The organism is Niallia sp. FSL M8-0099 (genome assembly GCF_038006945.1).
In the GTDB taxonomy this organism is placed as follows: Bacteria; Bacillota; Bacilli; order Bacillales; family Cytobacillaceae; genus Niallia; species Niallia circulans.
This window is the reverse complement of sequence record NZ_JBBOWF010000003.1, coordinates 160,767-177,781: the sequence shown is the minus strand read 5'-3', so window position 1 is coordinate 177,781 and position 17,015 is coordinate 160,767. Positions and strand designations below refer to the sequence as shown.

General features: G+C 31.8%; 11 protein-coding genes. All 11 read right to left on the bottom strand.

Annotated features, from left to right (window positions below; translation table 11 throughout):
- Positions 1-142 precede the first annotated feature (142 nt).
- Complete coding sequence (gene ltrA / locus NSQ92_RS25200) at positions 143-2,008, bottom strand: group II intron reverse transcriptase/maturase (RefSeq protein ID WP_171510404.1); 1,866 nt, start codon at positions 2,006-2,008, stop codon at positions 143-145.
- A gap of 748 nt (positions 2,009-2,756) precedes the next feature.
- The gene (locus tag NSQ92_RS25195; protein WP_213086491.1) at positions 2,757-3,695 is read right to left on the bottom strand and encodes a hypothetical protein; all 939 of its coding nucleotides are present in this window, start codon (positions 3,693-3,695) and stop codon (positions 2,757-2,759) included.
- Positions 3,696-4,031: 336 nt separating this feature from the next.
- On the bottom strand, positions 4,032-4,355 hold the full coding sequence (locus NSQ92_RS25190) for a hypothetical protein (protein ID WP_152116068.1): 324 nt from the start codon (positions 4,353-4,355) through the stop codon (positions 4,032-4,034).
- A 1,272-nt stretch (positions 4,356-5,627) separates the two neighbouring features.
- Positions 5,628-6,443, bottom strand: coding sequence for a hypothetical protein (locus tag NSQ92_RS25185; RefSeq protein WP_341118258.1), 816 nt, complete (start codon positions 6,441-6,443; stop codon positions 5,628-5,630).
- A 19-nt stretch (positions 6,444-6,462) separates the two neighbouring features.
- A complete protein-coding gene (locus tag NSQ92_RS25180) occupies positions 6,463-7,020 on the bottom strand; it encodes a hypothetical protein (protein ID WP_341118259.1) in 558 nt (185 codons plus the stop codon).
- Positions 7,021-8,965: 1,945 nt separating this feature from the next.
- Complete coding sequence (locus NSQ92_RS25175; protein WP_144545608.1) at positions 8,966-10,057, bottom strand: DnaA N-terminal domain-containing protein; 1,092 nt, start codon at positions 10,055-10,057, stop codon at positions 8,966-8,968.
- 355 nt (positions 10,058-10,412) lie between these two features.
- Positions 10,413-10,682, bottom strand: coding sequence for a hypothetical protein (locus NSQ92_RS25170; protein ID WP_016205235.1), 270 nt, complete (start codon positions 10,680-10,682; stop codon positions 10,413-10,415).
- Between the two features lie 505 nt (positions 10,683-11,187).
- Positions 11,188-12,906, bottom strand: coding sequence for an LPD1 domain-containing protein (locus tag NSQ92_RS25165; protein WP_341123855.1), 1,719 nt, complete (start codon positions 12,904-12,906; stop codon positions 11,188-11,190).
- A 60-nt stretch (positions 12,907-12,966) separates the two neighbouring features.
- Positions 12,967-13,971: a DNA cytosine methyltransferase gene (locus NSQ92_RS25160; RefSeq protein WP_341123897.1), complete on the bottom strand. Its 1,005-nt coding sequence runs from the start codon at positions 13,969-13,971 to the stop codon at positions 12,967-12,969.
- Between the two features lie 11 nt (positions 13,972-13,982).
- Complete coding sequence (locus tag NSQ92_RS25155; protein ID WP_341161098.1) at positions 13,983-15,065, bottom strand: DUF6094 domain-containing protein; 1,083 nt, start codon at positions 15,063-15,065, stop codon at positions 13,983-13,985.
- An 80-nt stretch (positions 15,066-15,145) separates the two neighbouring features.
- Positions 15,146-16,945 (bottom strand): group II intron reverse transcriptase/maturase, encoded by a 1,800-nt coding sequence (gene ltrA, locus NSQ92_RS25150; protein WP_341123854.1) that lies wholly within the window; start codon positions 16,943-16,945, stop codon positions 15,146-15,148.
- Positions 16,946-17,015 lie beyond the last annotated feature (70 nt).

Sequence of the window (17,015 nt, the reverse complement as noted above, 5' to 3'; positions counted from 1 at the left end):
ATACGGCGTTCCATCGGGAAGCCATATTTTAAACTGTTGTCTCAGTTCTCCATAAAGCCTGTTATAGCATTGCGACTATAACTGACATCACACTAATTTGTTCAAATACGAATAAGAGTTAATTAATCCTCGAAAGCCGTACTTATTTAGCCTCTTTAAGCAACTTTCTAAGTTGCTCTATTTTCTTTCCACCTTTGGTATGGGTAACAGGATTTTCATTGTGAACCAGCTTGTGGCATGTTTTGCATAAGGAAACTAGATTTATCACCTTATTGACTTTATTGAGCGGTAGTTTAGGGTTTTTGTGATGTGTATTAAGATTCCATTCATATAGTGAAACCTTACAGCAGTTACATTTCCCCCTATCTCTGTTAAATGCGTACTCTCTATTTAGATAGAATTCGAAATTATATATCGGATAACGGTTATTGAGTTGATAGAAAGGAATATCCTCTTGGAAGAAATTCGGTCTTTCTAGTGCCTCACGTTTGCCAGTTGTCCGTTTATAAATATTTCTACCTTCTTCTGTGTAGGGAGACATTAAGAGATTCACTTTCATTGCATTACGTTTAGGAGTAAATGCAAATTTGGTTATTCCTACTTTGGCTCCATGCTCTTCAACGAAGAACACCTTGCTTTTTTGCTCTTTATGTCTATCTCTTCTATTTATAAGGGTGTCCGCTGGAGTAGTTAGTTGATGATATCGTCCTCGACGATTGTTCATAAACAACCATGTTCTCCATTGGGCATAATGAATACGTTTATCAAACCCTTGAAATATAGTAGATACGTTGGCGATTTTATAATAATTTGCTATACCGACAATCTTTGAGTTGATACTCTCGATTATGGCAACCTGTTTGGATTTAGTACCGCGATGGTCATAAAGGGTTTTAATATCTTTATTAATTTCCTTTATTTTCAATTTGGCTTTATCCATATTAGGAATAGCTTTTCCTTGTATGCTGCCTTTTCTAAGCCGATGTTCTTCTGCAAAAATCCAGAATCCTAAGAAATTGACCCTATTAGTTCTCACATCAGTAATTAAGGTCTTTTCCTTGGATAGCTCCAGTTTCAATTGGTGGTTAAAATATTTCTCCACTTTTTTGAGAATCCTTTTGGCATTTTCCTCACTTTTACAGAGTATAACCCAGTCGTCTGCGTATCTGATTAGAAATGTATCTTCGTGTCTTTGACGAACACGTTGTAACCCATTTCGAGAAACGTCTTTGACCTTATACCTAGCTGGATGCTCTTGGAACATTCTAGCAATCTCCCAATCAAAGTAATTAAGATAAATGTTAGCCAGAAGAGGTGAGATGATACCGCCTTGTGGTGAACCACTAACGCTGTCTCTGAAGTTACCTTCTTCCATAATTCCTGCTTTTAGCATCTTCTTAATCATCATAAGCACTCTTTTGTCTCGGATTCCTAATGTCCACATTATTTCAATCAACTTATTGTGATTGATATTATCGAAATATCCTTTAATATCGCCCTCTATTACCCAATAGGTTTTGCTTCTCCTAATACGTTCTAGTGTTTCAGCAATGGCTTGTTCAGCTGAACGCATTGGTCTGAAACCAAAGCTGTAATGGTAAAACTTAGCTTCTGCTATGGGTTCAATGACAATTTTGGCTATTTCTTGTATGATGCGGTCTATCATGTTAGGAATACCCAAGGGACGTTGCTTACCATCTGATTTGGGAATGTACTTTCTTCTTACTGGACTAGGTTGATAATTATTGATATTCCTACGAATTAGGGACATCAACTTATCTCTGTCCATTTGAAGATAGTAATCAATAGTCTTACCATCAATACCAGCAGTTTTGCTTCCTTTATTACCCTTGATATTATGAATGGCGGTCAGTATAGTCTGCTCGTTCTTCATAAGTTCAATAAGGTTATAGAAAGGTTTATTGCTTTCTTTGGCTAATCGGTACATACTATCAAGTGCTAGTTTTAGCTCTTTTTCGTTTTGTGGAAATTGTTTATTATCCTTCATTTCTATGTGGATCGCCCCCTTGATTAGAGAAAATGGACTATCCGAAATGAATTAACTCTTTTACTCTCACATGGTTCGTTTGAACATTTTCCTCAATTAGTGCAATACTTCTCGACTAACACCCTTCCCTAGAATAGTTTCTACCCTCTCTTACATTTCGTTGCAGAAGCAACTTATAGCAAGATACAAACGGCTATTCATTATTGGTACTATGGTGTCGCTGACTTCCAATAAGTTTCATAAGTTCCAATACCTCCACTTATTGGCTCTCGCACGTTCCCTTTAAACCAGCCCTTCTTTTACATTCCTTAGATGCCCTCTATACTCCGGCGCAACTTGTTCATGAGTAGACTATTCCTAACTCTCATGAATCTTATATAGGCACTGGAAAGACCTATATAAGCAATTTCTCTACTGGCAAAAGGGAAATACCTTCACGCAAATCCCAACCATATATCTCGTTATTAGGTTGGGGAATGAGTAACGGAGCGTACATACGAGGGTTCGATTTCGCTCATCATAGAATGTTTTTAAAGCCTACCGCCCTATATCCACGTTCAACGAGTTCGCTTCAAGGACGACTTCACCTAGCTTCAGACCTCTATCACATTGGAATGATAGACGCATGTAGGAGTCTCATAGACATGACTTGACTTGGAATATTAGCCATGACAGGGAAATTTCACCCTGTAAATCGTTTAAAGAGTTGTAACCAATCTTATAAAGATTCGGCCCCCGCTTTTCGTGTTTAAGCTACACTTATAGCGGAACGTGCCGCACTACCTGTCGACATTTCGCCTTGGATGATTACAGCCTTACTCTTAGCAAGTTTTTTCGCTACAGCAGTACTTACATGAGCTTGAACTGGAAACAATTCACGTTTATAAGTACTAATTTTAGGACTAATATGATCCACTAAAGGATTATGAATTGGTGATACCTCTCTGCTAACTTTATTAATCATTCCCTCAACATTTTGTTGCATATACTCTGTCAAATCTGATACCATTTCTACTTCAGTTCCAGTACCCTCTTTGCGGAATCTTAACTTTTTCTCTTTAATCATTTTAGAGATTAAATTATCAACCTCTTCTTCTGTAGCTTGTAACTTAAATAAGGAAAATCCTTTTGGAAATAATTTAGAATCAAAGTAAATATCTACAGATTGTAAAATTCCTATATTTAAAAATTCATGAAAAATAATATCTTTCCATTCGGGTAGGATATGTAGTCCAAATTTGCCTCCGCCTAAAACTGTACGTAAGTCATCTGCTGGATCCCCAGTAAAAGATAAAATATAATCATCATTTCCCATTAATTCATCATGAACAACAACAATTGCTTTTCTATTATTAATAATAGTCATTGGAAATTTTTCGTATTTCCCTTTTTCTGTATAGAGTTCCAATTCTTTTGTATAAGTATAATCTGTTAAGCCTTTCTCTCCGTTTCCGAAAGACAAACCACTTGATCCTATATCAATAGCAGCCTTCATAGCTTGTACAGTAGAATCATTACCAGCAATAATAGTTAAAAGCAGTTTTGCTCTTTGCCAATTTTGCTTTGGTTTTTCATAGGCTAATCCATAGCAAAAAGCAGTCTGCCATGCATCATCAAGATATACTTCAATCATTTTTGGTGTTTCTATTAACTCTTCTGTTATACTTATCGTTTTAGTTTCCTTCATGCTTTCTACCTAATAAGAATAGAAAGCATCGATGCCTCTATCTAATTAGGTAGGGCACCTCCCTTTTATTATTTCATTTTTTTATCAATATACATATTAGATATATAAGACATTGCTGTATCAAAAGATGGACAAAGCTCATTAGATATAGACACTACTTCGGATCTTTTTGAATTATGAATCAAAAACCAATATTGGTTGTATTGATAACCGCAATATTCTATATATCTATCTTTGTATTTGAAATACGAGAACTGAACAGTTTCTATGTTCATATTTTCACCTTTGTGTGTGGTTATAATCTCATTTCCCATTACATTGTGCTTCCTGATTGGTTTAATCTTTAACAAGCGGCACAAGGGATACGCTTCCTTCTAATCCTGCTACTATATCTAGTAGATTCTGTCGATTTTCGATATTGATATCTTTTATTTCTTTAACCTTGTTAGCTGCTACGTCATATTCTCCAATCATTAATTCTATTTCCATCCACCACCAAATTTTATGGTAAGTTTCATTCCCATGATGAATCTGCTTTAAAATGCAATATCCATCCTGTTCTACTTTCTTTTCGATTTGTTTTACTAGTTCCTTGGTGGTCCTAGAATTCTTGGTACCCTCTTTTAATTTTCTCTTTTTAGATTGCTTTTTCGTCGTCATACCTCTCTCAATCCTTTCTGTTATGAATTCATCTATACAAGTGCTTCATTAAAATAACGCAAAAAAGCCTTTGTGATTTAATGTAGATAAATAGCTTATAAGCTATTTATTTTCATCAACCACAAAGGCTGTTAACGTTATATTAAGACTGCTAATCCCTTAAGGGATTGCAAATAAAAAATAAAAGTACGAAACATTTGTATAGTGGTATTATATCCCTACTTTTCTTTTAAGACAAGTAGATAACAAAATTGGTTTTCCCTTATATAATATATATTTTTAAAAGAATTGTTTTTATTAACTTAGTATTTATTTGCTTGCAAAAATTACAACCGCCCCTTGGAAATTTTTCAACCTATAAATACCTTAAAAAATTCACAATAGGGGTTGAAAATTTTACAAAGCGAAAATTATTAGATAATTGCGCCTTGTAATTTTTACAACCCCATGTTATATTTCCGCTTTGTAAATTTTGCAAGGGGGGATGTAAAAAATTCAAAACGCATTGGAAAATTTACAACCCTCCCTTACAATTTTGATAATGCGGAAAATATTAGTGGGTAACTCTAACATTATTTGTAGTTTTGAATAAAGATTGCTTAAGACATTTTAATGACTCTTTATTATTTTTAAGAATACAAAAATTTGAGGAAAGATTGTTCAAAATGTATTTTCTTTTAATAACACTAAAGAAAAAGAATTATAAGATATAAGCATATTAAAGATACAGGAAGAATGACGAAAATGTTTTTTGGCAATTAAATAATAACAAATAGAAGTTAATCTTTATGCTATATAGACCAAAATCATATAAAGCAATCCAATATCTTATAGCATTATAGATAAATTTAATATATTATTTGATTTATTTTTTACGCCGAAAGGTATTGTATGATAAATATTTGGTCTCTATATATTAACCGGTATAAATTTCCGTTCAACAGTGCAACTGGTCCTAGAAAGCGCTGGTGATTTTGCAATGGAGAATGTAGCTCCGTTAAAGGTATACTTTGTATAAACAAGCAATTTATCGCCGTTACCACTTCCTGTGAAAGTTACTTTTAACGTTCGCCTTTTGACACACCAAGAGTTTCTTGGTGCAGTGAGTCCGTCAACTCCTTATCCTACCTTCGGTCCGTTACCGTTGCCAGACGCCATATAAGGCTCTCTCGCCTTCGTGGGATTTTCCTTTGGTAATCCCCTTGGGTTAAAGTAAAAGAAAAAAGGACGCTCAGAAGCGCCCTCAATACGGAATAGAACTGTTTTGTTTTTTTAATTAATAATTTTTTTTATTTTATCAATATCATTATCAAGAACTCCATAAACAACACCGGGCATATTATACACATACTTACTATTTCCGAAGGTATATGAGAGGATAGGTGTAATGGTCATGAAATCATGATTCCCTTCACTTTTTTTATTAAGATTATTAATTTTTATTTGCTTTTTTTCTTGTGAATGAATGTTGAAAGACTGGTCAAACTCGTATGAAATGTCTTTCGTAAGGTCGTGAATTTCAGAAAAATTAATATCCTTGTCTGTTTTATTTTTAACACTAACATCTAAAGATAAAGAAGGATAACCAACATTATATTTACCCGAGGGTTCAATATGTTGATCTTGATAAGAAACATCACTTTGGATAGCTAAATTCCCAAAATTATATGCTTTTACATCCTCATTACCAAATTGAATAAGAACTTGATCTGCTGTTTCAACTTTATCGGTTAAGACCTTAGTAGTAACAATGATGTTAATCAACTTATAGTTTTGGTATATAATTCCTTCATCCACTTGGTAATCTATAACATCAATATTTGGATTGTTAAACTCAATAGATGACACCAAGTCTTTAATTGAAGAATTGGTGTTTTGGACATCTTGAACACCAAAAATATTAAAGGCCATACCATCTTTATTCTCAACGATATAACTTATAAAGTTATCACCGAATTTGAGATTTATATAGTTATGTTGATTACCTTCGACACGTTTGTTGTTTGTTTGAAATATCAAAAAGAAAACAACAAAGGCCAAAGCAACAATTGTTACTAAACTAAATACTTTTTTTCGGCTTTGTATCATGAAATTTTTCCTCGCTCAATTATTGATATACGACCTGTAAATAAGTATCTTTACGCGGAGCATAATGGTAAGTTTTTTTATCAGAATATAACAGACCTTGTGTATTATACAATCTTACTCTGACATACCTCTTATTATAATCACTATAAAAAGCAAGTTTACTATATTTACTGTTGCTTGCTGGAATAGTGATGGCAACACTATAAGTGGTTGTCACAGAATTTGAAACCCCTAATGAATTTGAAATACCTTTTGCAGTTACCCCAACATTAGAAGATATAGTTGAACTTGCTGATTGACTTTTACTCCAAGTATATGAGCTTGCTTTTGCCCATGATCCTGTTAAGTACCTAACAAATTTTTTCACAGTTGTTGGTCCTGAAAGCGTAGTTACTGCTGTATGTGCAGCCATTGTAGTGAATTCCGGTTCTGATAACTGACCTTCAACCTTAACACTTTCTCCTAGTTCTACATTTTCTTCTTCCTCACCACTGTAACCTAAACTTACTTGTGGAACCATTAATAAAAAAATCAACGCGAAAATCGTCCCCTTCAGAATACCCTTTAATCCTTTCATAGTTCCCCTCCTAATGATTGAATTTTCAAATAATTACATGTTTTTCAAAAGCACCTGCATACCTTCTTAAAACTACAAAAACAGGTAAAAATAACCATTACATTACTACCCCATCATTAACTCTAATTACCTCTGCATTAATTCCGGCAAAGTTTCCACATTGATTACAATCGCTTACATTCCAGTTAACTTATTTTTTTCATCATTTTTTCTCCTCCCTAAATTTTTTGTTGTTTATATCAATTTAATTGATACCTTTGTTTAACACTTATTTTAAATTAGTAATTTAAATATGAGTTGCTTATTTGTGAGGTTTATTCTAAATTCAATTGACTTAAAAAAATTATATACTAGAGTATGTTGTTAAAATATCAGATTTTTCGTTAGATTGGCTATATAATGGATAACCTCCATCTTGATTTTCTAATTCGGTAATTTTTTTATATCTCAATTGGAACAATATCTTTATCTAATTGTTGATTAATATCCATTATTGATTCCATTAATTGTATGTCCTATTTTGTATCCGAGATAGATTTCTGAAAATTAAGAAGATTTAGTTGTTTAATAATTGACGGATTTTCAATTCCTTGTTTTTTCAATGTTATTTCTATTGAAGAAAATAAATTTAAAACCCAGAAAATGAAACAATTTCATATTTATTGGTATCTAATTTAAACTCAGAATACTTTACTATAAGCCAATTACTTATAGTAAAGTAAATTTGATCTGATAACTCATAAGAGAGTTTATCTATTATTTCCAGAGCCATTTTGGTAGAAATTAAATAGTTCACTAGTTCTTGTTTGCTATCTCTCCGTGAAAAGATAAAAGTAATCGTTTGTTGATAGTAAATTGTTTGGTAATAATTGAATCTCTAGAAGGGGTTGAAAGTTGAGGTTTTTTAAAATTTTTGAATAAAGCCATATATCATATAAATTACCCATTTTATAATCTTGCAAAAAAAGGTTCAAAATCATGAGTATTAGTTAATAATTTTGCTTCCAGGAATAATATAGAGTATATAAATCAATATTTGACTCTGCTTTTATGGGGATTCCATTTTGTTGAACAATTGAGTATGATATTTTTCTTTAACATTGGTTATATTACCTCTTATGTAATACTCTAACACATTTTTGGGATTATTTGTATTCAAAATTAAATAAAAAGATAATGCACACAAATTATTTACACGTATTTATAACTAACTTAAGCATAACACTTCTTGTTAAACTATATATTGGAAAATTTATTATATTTCTTTTGAATCATTGTTAATTAAAGTGGTTTTATATTAAAAGAAATTTTATTAAAAAAGAAAAAATATCCTCCTTATAACTTATATATATAGAAGCTACCTACAATATTATTTCACATACTTCATGGTGTAATGTTGTACCAGCTGCAAGAATTCTCCCCTATTAATTTTTTATATTGTGGTTATTTTGGATACTGCCAATTTTTCTCTCGTTCTTAAAAACTGTTATTATTAAATGCTCTTCATCCAATTTACATAAATAATTGCTAGTCTTATATTCAAATTCTTCCATAGATCTCACCTTACTTGTTTGATTGCGTTTGATTAATCATAACTACCTCTAATTCTCATCTCCTTTTCTTTTTACATTTTTACTGTTCCCCTGTAATGATCCCTTCTCGAACCTTCGAAAAGACACTGAAAAAGAGTTAGAAGCAAATAATGCAATGACAATAGGAGAAGGGTCGAAACCTTTTATTCAAAGAGAGGCCGCTCACCTACAATTATTCCATCTCAATAAACAAACACTATTTTCTTGAATACATAGTTATTATCAATATTGCTTATTAAGAGATTTGCAACCTTCAAAATAATATTGTGCGCTTAGCAGCTAGATTAATATGAAGAAAAGGACCAAAAATGGTCCTTACTAAAATTGTTATAGTTAGCTTCTCTACATTATTATTAAACTTGCTTATAAAATTCATAATGGGAGAAATTTATGTCAGTGATCCAACTACCTGTTTTATTCACCCATTCTACTATATTATCTTTATATCTTTCTTCTAGCCAATCCATAGCAAATTCGTTCGGTGCATAAATAGTTAAAATATTATTTTGAACTTTTATTAGGATATCTTTAAACCAAGTATCGAAAGAGGGTTTAGAAATATTTGCTTGTGCAGATTCTAGAACAACAGCTAAAAGCAGTTTTTCATCTTGTGTCATATTCTTTTTTAAATGTACCTCTGTTTCAGAATAGGTAATAGATGAGTCAACTTCTTCACTTTTATCTTTTTTATGAATATTTTTAAGTATATCTTTATATTGTAAGTATTTATTGTAAATCTCCTCATAATCTAATTGTTCTGGAAGGATATCCGCTTTGTTTTTTAAATGCTTCCTGGTAAAAACTTCGTGCTCTTTGCGTAATCTAGGAGGTAATCCTTCACGTTCTTTTTTTAGCATTTTCTTTACATGAGCAGGTGCATTTTCAGGGATAATTATATTATTATCTCCCTCTATTAGCTTTTTAGATAATAAAGGAGTTTGTTTCCTGACTTTAAAAATAGGACTCTCTTCCATATTATTCCGAGACTCATTTATTACATTAAACTTATAGACAAAGCCGTAATGCTCTAGTATATCTAAATAGGTATGTAATGTTTTTCTTGATTTATCCATTTTCTCTGAAATCAATTCAAAATTGGGATACACATAGTCTTTTTCCCCATAAGCATGTCTTTTTAAATATGCATATAATCGTGTGGCGTCTCCCAGATAAAATCCCCAAAAGTCAAAAAAATAGTTATTAAAAATAGTAAGCTCACCATCAATTGCTGGAATAGACTCTCCGTGCTCGTCTAAACTAAAATTTCTAACTTGATTTTCCTCAAAGATCAATTTATCTTGCTCTGGGTAAAAATAGGTTTTATATTCTTGAGTATCCTCTATATTTATCAATTTACTTCTTTGCGTAAACATACCTGTATCTTTTAATCGAAAATACTTTAGTTTATCCTTTTTACCTTTTAAATTATAATACTCTTCTTCCACTATTGTTCCTCCTAAGTAAACCCAAGTAAACAAATTAAAGAAGGAGTTTTACTTGCTAAAACATATATTTATGTTAAAATATTTTCAAGAATATAAGTTTAGAAAACTCCCGCTTTCACTCAATTAAACTACTATCAGTTTAGCGCCTGATAGTTTAATTGTATCTAGGTGGGTTTTTTTATTTTATCATACAAGCTTTTGTTTATGGATTAAACAAAAAGGGAAAAACCCTATGACAAAATACCAAATCGAAATTTGGCCTTTTCATAGGGTTTTTCCCTTTGTATTTAATATTGAATTTATTAAAACATACTTTTTGGAATTATTCAATAGGATTAATTTCCAAAGATATTAATTATTTCAATATGATGGAATTTATTTCTCTTATTAACTCTTTTTCTTCATTAATTTTTAATAAGTAATCGGCTTGTTCCTTAGAAATTAGCAATTTTACTTCTTGGACTTTTTTACATCTATTTTTAGGTTTTTCTTGAATTATAGAAAGTAAAACACTAGATCTTATATTTTCATTACAATTTGTAAAATTTTCCTTTAACAAAGAATATAAAATCACATAATTATCTTCAGATGTAAAACCTATCCGTTTTAATAAGTAATTTTCCATCTTAATATCCCTCATTCTTATATCATCTTCTATTTATTTTAACTTATATATACAAACATTTTATAAATTTCTATAGATATCTCTCAATAAAGTATATAATTCACCAAAAAAAAGCTAACTAAACCAACGTTTACTTAGCTGTTATTATACTTTAGATATTAAGTAATAAAGTTCCAGTATACAGTGAATTTCTTTATAAATTTCCTATTCTTTTGTAACGTTAATGACATATTACCTATATTATAACCATTTTGAGGAAGAAAACAACTTTATTTTTAAAGTCCTTTGGACACTCCATTTATTTATTCACTCTTCAATTAAATTGGCTATTAGTTATCATTTTACCATCATCATAATAAAACTATAGTATAAAGTATATATAAAAAATAAACAAAATGTTAGGGTCTAAAGTTAGAGTTATAAAGAAGTTAATAGTAATTTTTATATAAAAAAGAAACCCAAGGTATCTTGAGCTAGATATCTTGGGTTTCTTATATTTTTTTATTTATAATATGTCATTGATCTTTAATGTATCAAATAATATATCAAAAGCTTTATTTATTTTTTCTCGCTCTTTTCCTTGAGGAAAAGCAATCTCCTCTGATGTCCCATACACTAGATAGTCATTACGTCTATTAGTTGCTGATAGTTTATCTGCAATGTAAGCTTCAAACGCCCTTGCAGCCATTTCAATAATATTACTCCAATATTTAGATTCATTTCCATTGTCTAACTCGATTGCATTTAGGTAATATTGTGATTTATCAGTTGGATAAGGTATTCTTTCAACTCTTTCTCCAGTAATTTTTTCATGATACCAAGCCATAGCCAATGCATATTTTTTAACTTCTCTTTTTGCCCTTCTTTTGAGTTTTTCTTTTTCTTTCTTTAGTGAAATTTCTGATGCTCCATAATACTGAGAAAAATCAAGTCTTCTATTTATGCTTTCTCGCTGAATAGTACATTCTTTTTTTATACCTAATGCTATATCTCCGTTAAAACGTTCATAATCTCTTTTTAAAGCAACTCCTCTATAAGTTACATCATCTTTGTTTGTGTTTATGAAATATGCTGTTCCATTTCCTTCTCTTAAACTCTCAGATAAATATTCTAAGGCACTTTTTATTTGAGAAGGTATTTGTTCACCTAGTGTATTACATTCTGTTCCATATCCTCTACTACTTGTATTTTTATGACTTTTAATGTAAATGTAGTGATCAATGCTATGAAATAGCTCATGGGCGAGAATTCCTAAACAACCTTTATTTTTTGTCATATTAATAACTCTTGATAGAGCCTCATAAGTACCTAATGCATTTCCGCCTCTTCCTCTTGCTCCAAAAGCTAGTCCAAGTGTTCCATCTAAAGATAAAGAAGTAACATCAATTTCAAGTACATCTGCTAAATCCAAAATTGCTTCTGAAGCTCGAACTAAATGCTCCATGCCTTTTTCATCATCCATATAATGGCCAAATTGCACTCCTCGAAATCCAAACAACTCCACCAAATCTTCAGGTTTTTTTACCGGGCTTGGTTTCCCACCTCTTCTATCAGGTCTTTCTGGTAATACTCTTTCCCATTTACTATTTTTCTTTTTTGTACCTTTTACGCCATTTTCCTTTTTCCCAAAGATATCGTCCCATGTATTTATTTTTGATGCTGTATTAATAGATGATTTATATCCTGCCCTCAGAAAAAATTTTAAGAAGCTTTTCCCTAAAATAAAGAAATTTGTATCTGATTCTTTATTTCTTTCTAATATAAGCGTTTTGGAAAAACCAACAATAAAGTCTGAAACATCGTCCCACTTTTTCACTTTATTAATAAGTTCTAAGAAACTTTGGATTGCTAACATAAAGTCTCTTCTTCCCTCTTTTGTTTGAACAGCGGGAACCTTATCTATTCTATTAATAATTAATTGCTTCAATTTAGCAACTCCTGGTTCTACACCATTTTCCTTTTCAAGCTTCAGAGAAAAAGATTTTGTTAATTCTCTTTTGGTTATTAATTCCTCTGAAAGAAGCGGATTAAGCTTTTCTATGTTTTCTAATTCTTCCTCAGAATGATTTTCCTGAAATCTTCTTTTTATTTTATCTAGTTCTTTTCTAGAACCAGTAATAAAGTCTCCAACGTCATATGCAACATTCTTATCAATTTGCTTTTCTGTTCTTATTTCTTTAACTTTCTTAATATTAAGATCAAAAATACTTAATTGTGAGTTCATGTTTATATCCTCCTAAAAAACGGATTAGAATATTAGATCTAATCCGTTTTTTCCATTTAATTAAATAATCAACTCTAATTGCCCTTTTGTATTTGTTAGTAAATCTTCTGCAAAATCCTCTTTTAGAATAACTTTAAAAATTGCTTCTAAAATTGGGACGACTATACTATTTCCTGCTAGTTCGTAAAGAGTAGCATTTCTACAACCCTTTCTAGAAGGGAATTGTTCCAAGATTAATTCAAAATCCCTATCATCAAAACCCATTAATCTCCATACTTCTCTTTCAGTTAGATATCTATATCCCTCTTTATCTTTTAATCTAATAATTCCAGCGTTAGGACATCGATCTTGTCTTTCTGTTATAGTCCAACAATAATCTTCTATTACGGATAATCTACGTTTATACTTATCCGTTTCCTTAACTGGGTTAAATTCTTCTATTCTACTCAACATACTTGGAACATTAACCAAATACTGAGAACCAGTTACTTTATTCTCTAAGAATCCACTAATATGACGCATTGGGGTTCTTTCTAATTTATTGAAGTCAAATGCCTCTTTTCCAAAAATGGATATACAAAACACTCTTTCTCTTTGCTGTGGAATACCAAAGTCAACAGCATTTAAAACATCGAAAGAATTTGTGTATCCTAGTTTACGCATTTGTTGAATATAAGAGTTAAACGGGCCAATTAGGTCTCTATCTAAAACGCCTTTTACATTTTCCCAAATTACAACTTTTGGTTTCCACTTCCCCATATTTTCTATAATTTTAAGCGTTTCAAACATTAATGAACTGCGAGTCTTAGTCTTTATATTTCCACCTTTTCTATATCCTGACCTTGAAAAATCTTGGCAGGGAGATCCGTGGATAAGGATATCCGGCTTCAGATTCCATCCAACAACGGATTGTGGTTTATGAGCATGGTCATATAGAGCATTATAAGCACGTACTCTATTTTCTTTTATCTCTACATAATCTATAGCTTTATGATCAACCCCCAGATTTAATAAAGCTTTTCTTGGGGCCCCAATACCTCCGAATAATTCTAAAATTTTTATCATATCAATCACCGTCACACTAATTTTTTTATCATCCCATTTGGAGTTATTATCTTTACAGATACATCCCTCTTTGTTCTGGTTTTAGTTATTACAGTCTTGCTGCCATTGTCGTGATGTTTTACCTCTTCATCCACAATTTTAGAAACGGATTCAAGACCTTGTACTAAATGATAATTTTCGCCTTCACCTAGCTCACCATTAATCGCTCCGCTTGCTAATAATAAAGACAATTGCCCTTGATTAAGCGGCAGAATAGGTTCTCCACCTATACTTAATTGACGTGGCTTGGTTCTATTCATAAAAGCTTCGAATCCTTTACTCTCTCTAATACTTTCAACAAAATCGTCTTTATTTGCCAATTTTGTATAAAATGTAGATAAGTTTTTATAACCGCTTGGTACATTCCATTTAAATTCTCTAGTTACAATCTGATCAATCGTATTTACATTCTTTAATATAAATTCCTCGGAATCCATTCTTAATAAAAAATCAAATAATTTTTCATTAATTCCTTTATATTTTCCTGCCTTTTTTCTTCCAATAAAAATACACTGTTTATAGTCTTCATAATCCTCTTTGGAAAATCGCATAATGCCAACTTCATTAAAGTTAGTTGCTAAAAACCTAGAAATTTTTTGATCTGCAAAACGATATGAAGGAATAATATATATCAATATTCCATTCTCTTTTAGATATCTATAATTCCTTTCTAATTCAACCCATTCTTTTCTTTTGGCTGAAGAATCATCCATCCCCTTTAATGCAAAATCATATGGTGGATTAAGAAATAAGAATGACACAGCTTCAATTTGTATTACCATAGATTCTATAGGGGCATTTATACAATGATTCAAAAGCTTTGAAGCGCGTTCAGCACGTCTTCTATCAAGTTCGACTCCATAAGTATTAATAATAGTCTCTTCATTATTAAAGGCAGCTGCAAGTTGATTTAGAATCTCTCCCTCTCCGCAAGTGGGATCAAACCAAACACCACTACCTTCGACATTTAGTAATTTAATGATATATTCACCTTGTGTTTCAGGTGTTGCAAAAAAACCTGCTTTTAGTTCCGATAGGTAAGTCTTTGATGTAATCTCCGACTTTTCCCCCGGTTAGCACCGTACGTGAGACTTTCACCTCATACGGCGCCCCATCTAACTGGTTATACAGTTTACTAGTCTTTAATAGGTTGAAGTTTGCAAGCTTTACGAAGCTTGTTTAATTTCTTTAGTTGATATTCGTTTATATTCAACAACCTCATATATTTTTCTATAGTTTCCTCTTTCGTAGCATGAACCAAGATATGAGCAAATTTATGAAGTACAGCCAAATTTTCGTATTCGTCAGTTCCACCTAAATATATAGGTGTAATATGGTGGCAATGATAGTTGTGAATGTCTATAGTTAGGTCCACACCTGTAACAAAACATTTGCCTTTACTGGCACTGAACTTTGAGACACGATTATCATTGTATTGAATGCTTCTTTTCTCAATGTAAGTTTTAGCTAGTTGTTGCACAGCTTTTTGAATGTTATACATGAGATTGACTTTACTATTTAGCTCTCTACCTTTCGGACTGTAGTCATTAATATCCTGTTGAAATTGTTTCACCACGATAGATTTCACCGCTGAAACAGGAATTAAAGGTACTTCTTTGATGGAAAAGGTAGTGTAATTGTATTTTTCATATCCTTTCACTTCACATTTGCCTGATCCACTAATTTTTGAAAGATTATTCCATATAGTTCGGTAAGTTTTGTAGGCAATTTCTTTCATATCAACGCTAACGTGCGATGCAGCAGAAAAGTAGTTATGAATTCCTCTAATATAAGAGTTGTATTCATATGCTTCTTTTCGGGTGTTAGAACGATATAGTGTTCTAGCTCTTTGGCGTAAGGATTGTATAATATCTTGTTTCTTTTTATCGCTGATGAAACTATGTGCTACGATTCTTTTTCCTTTCCTAACCCCTTTAATTTTGAATCCAAGAAATTCGGATTTTCTTTTGCGGAGATTTGTTATCTTCGATTTTTCTTTCGAGATATTTAAACCTAGTCTCTTTTCAAGGAAATTTTGTACTGCAAAATACCATCTTTTCGCTTCATTATATGAAGTTGTGATGATTTTAAAGTCGTCTGCGTACCTAACAATAAAGCCTTGCTTCATGTTTGTTTTGGTCTGCAAAAAGCGGTATTTACGAGTATCTTTACTTCCTAGTTTGCTAATGTCGAAGGTTTCAAATTGGTCACTTACCCAATGGTCGAGTTCGTTAAGAACGACATTTGAGAGTAAAGGGGAAAGTATTCCACCTTGTGGAACACCTTTGTTTGGTATCCCTTCACCTTCAATATTGGCTTTTAACATCTTTTTAATAATTGCCAGGAGCCTTTTGTCCTTAATACCTAAAGAAAATAGTTGTTTAATCAATTTGTTGTGATTGACGTTATCGAAGAATCCTTCAATGTCAATATCAACAACATAATGATTTTTCCCTACGTTTATAAGGTTTAGCATCCTTGCAAGAGCGTGATGTGTTGAGCGGTTTGGTCTAAAACCGTAGGAATGTTCAAAGAATTTCGCTTCACATATTGGTTCAAGTATCTGTTTTATGGATTGTTGGATAAGTCTATCTTCCATTGTAGGTATGCCAAGCGGTCTTTCCTTTCCATTAGCTTTAGGAATGAAAACTCGACGTACACTATTAGGGTGGAAGTTGGCTAACCTTTCTCGGATATTATTGATAAAGGTAGCTTCATCCATTATTTTATAATCTTTGATACTTAATCCGTCTGTTCCAACAGTTTTACTCCCCGTATTAGATTTGATATTTCTATATGCTAAAAGTAGATTGTCTCTACTAATAATTAGTTCATAGAGATTAGAAAATGAAAAATTTTCTTTTGATTTTGCGTATAGATTATCAAAAATTGGTTGCATTAAATAATATTCGGAATATCTTACACTATCATTCATTGGTAAGTTCGCTACTCTCCTTTAAAAGGATTTTGCCTACTTGTCCTAACCGATTGCTTACCCTAGTAAT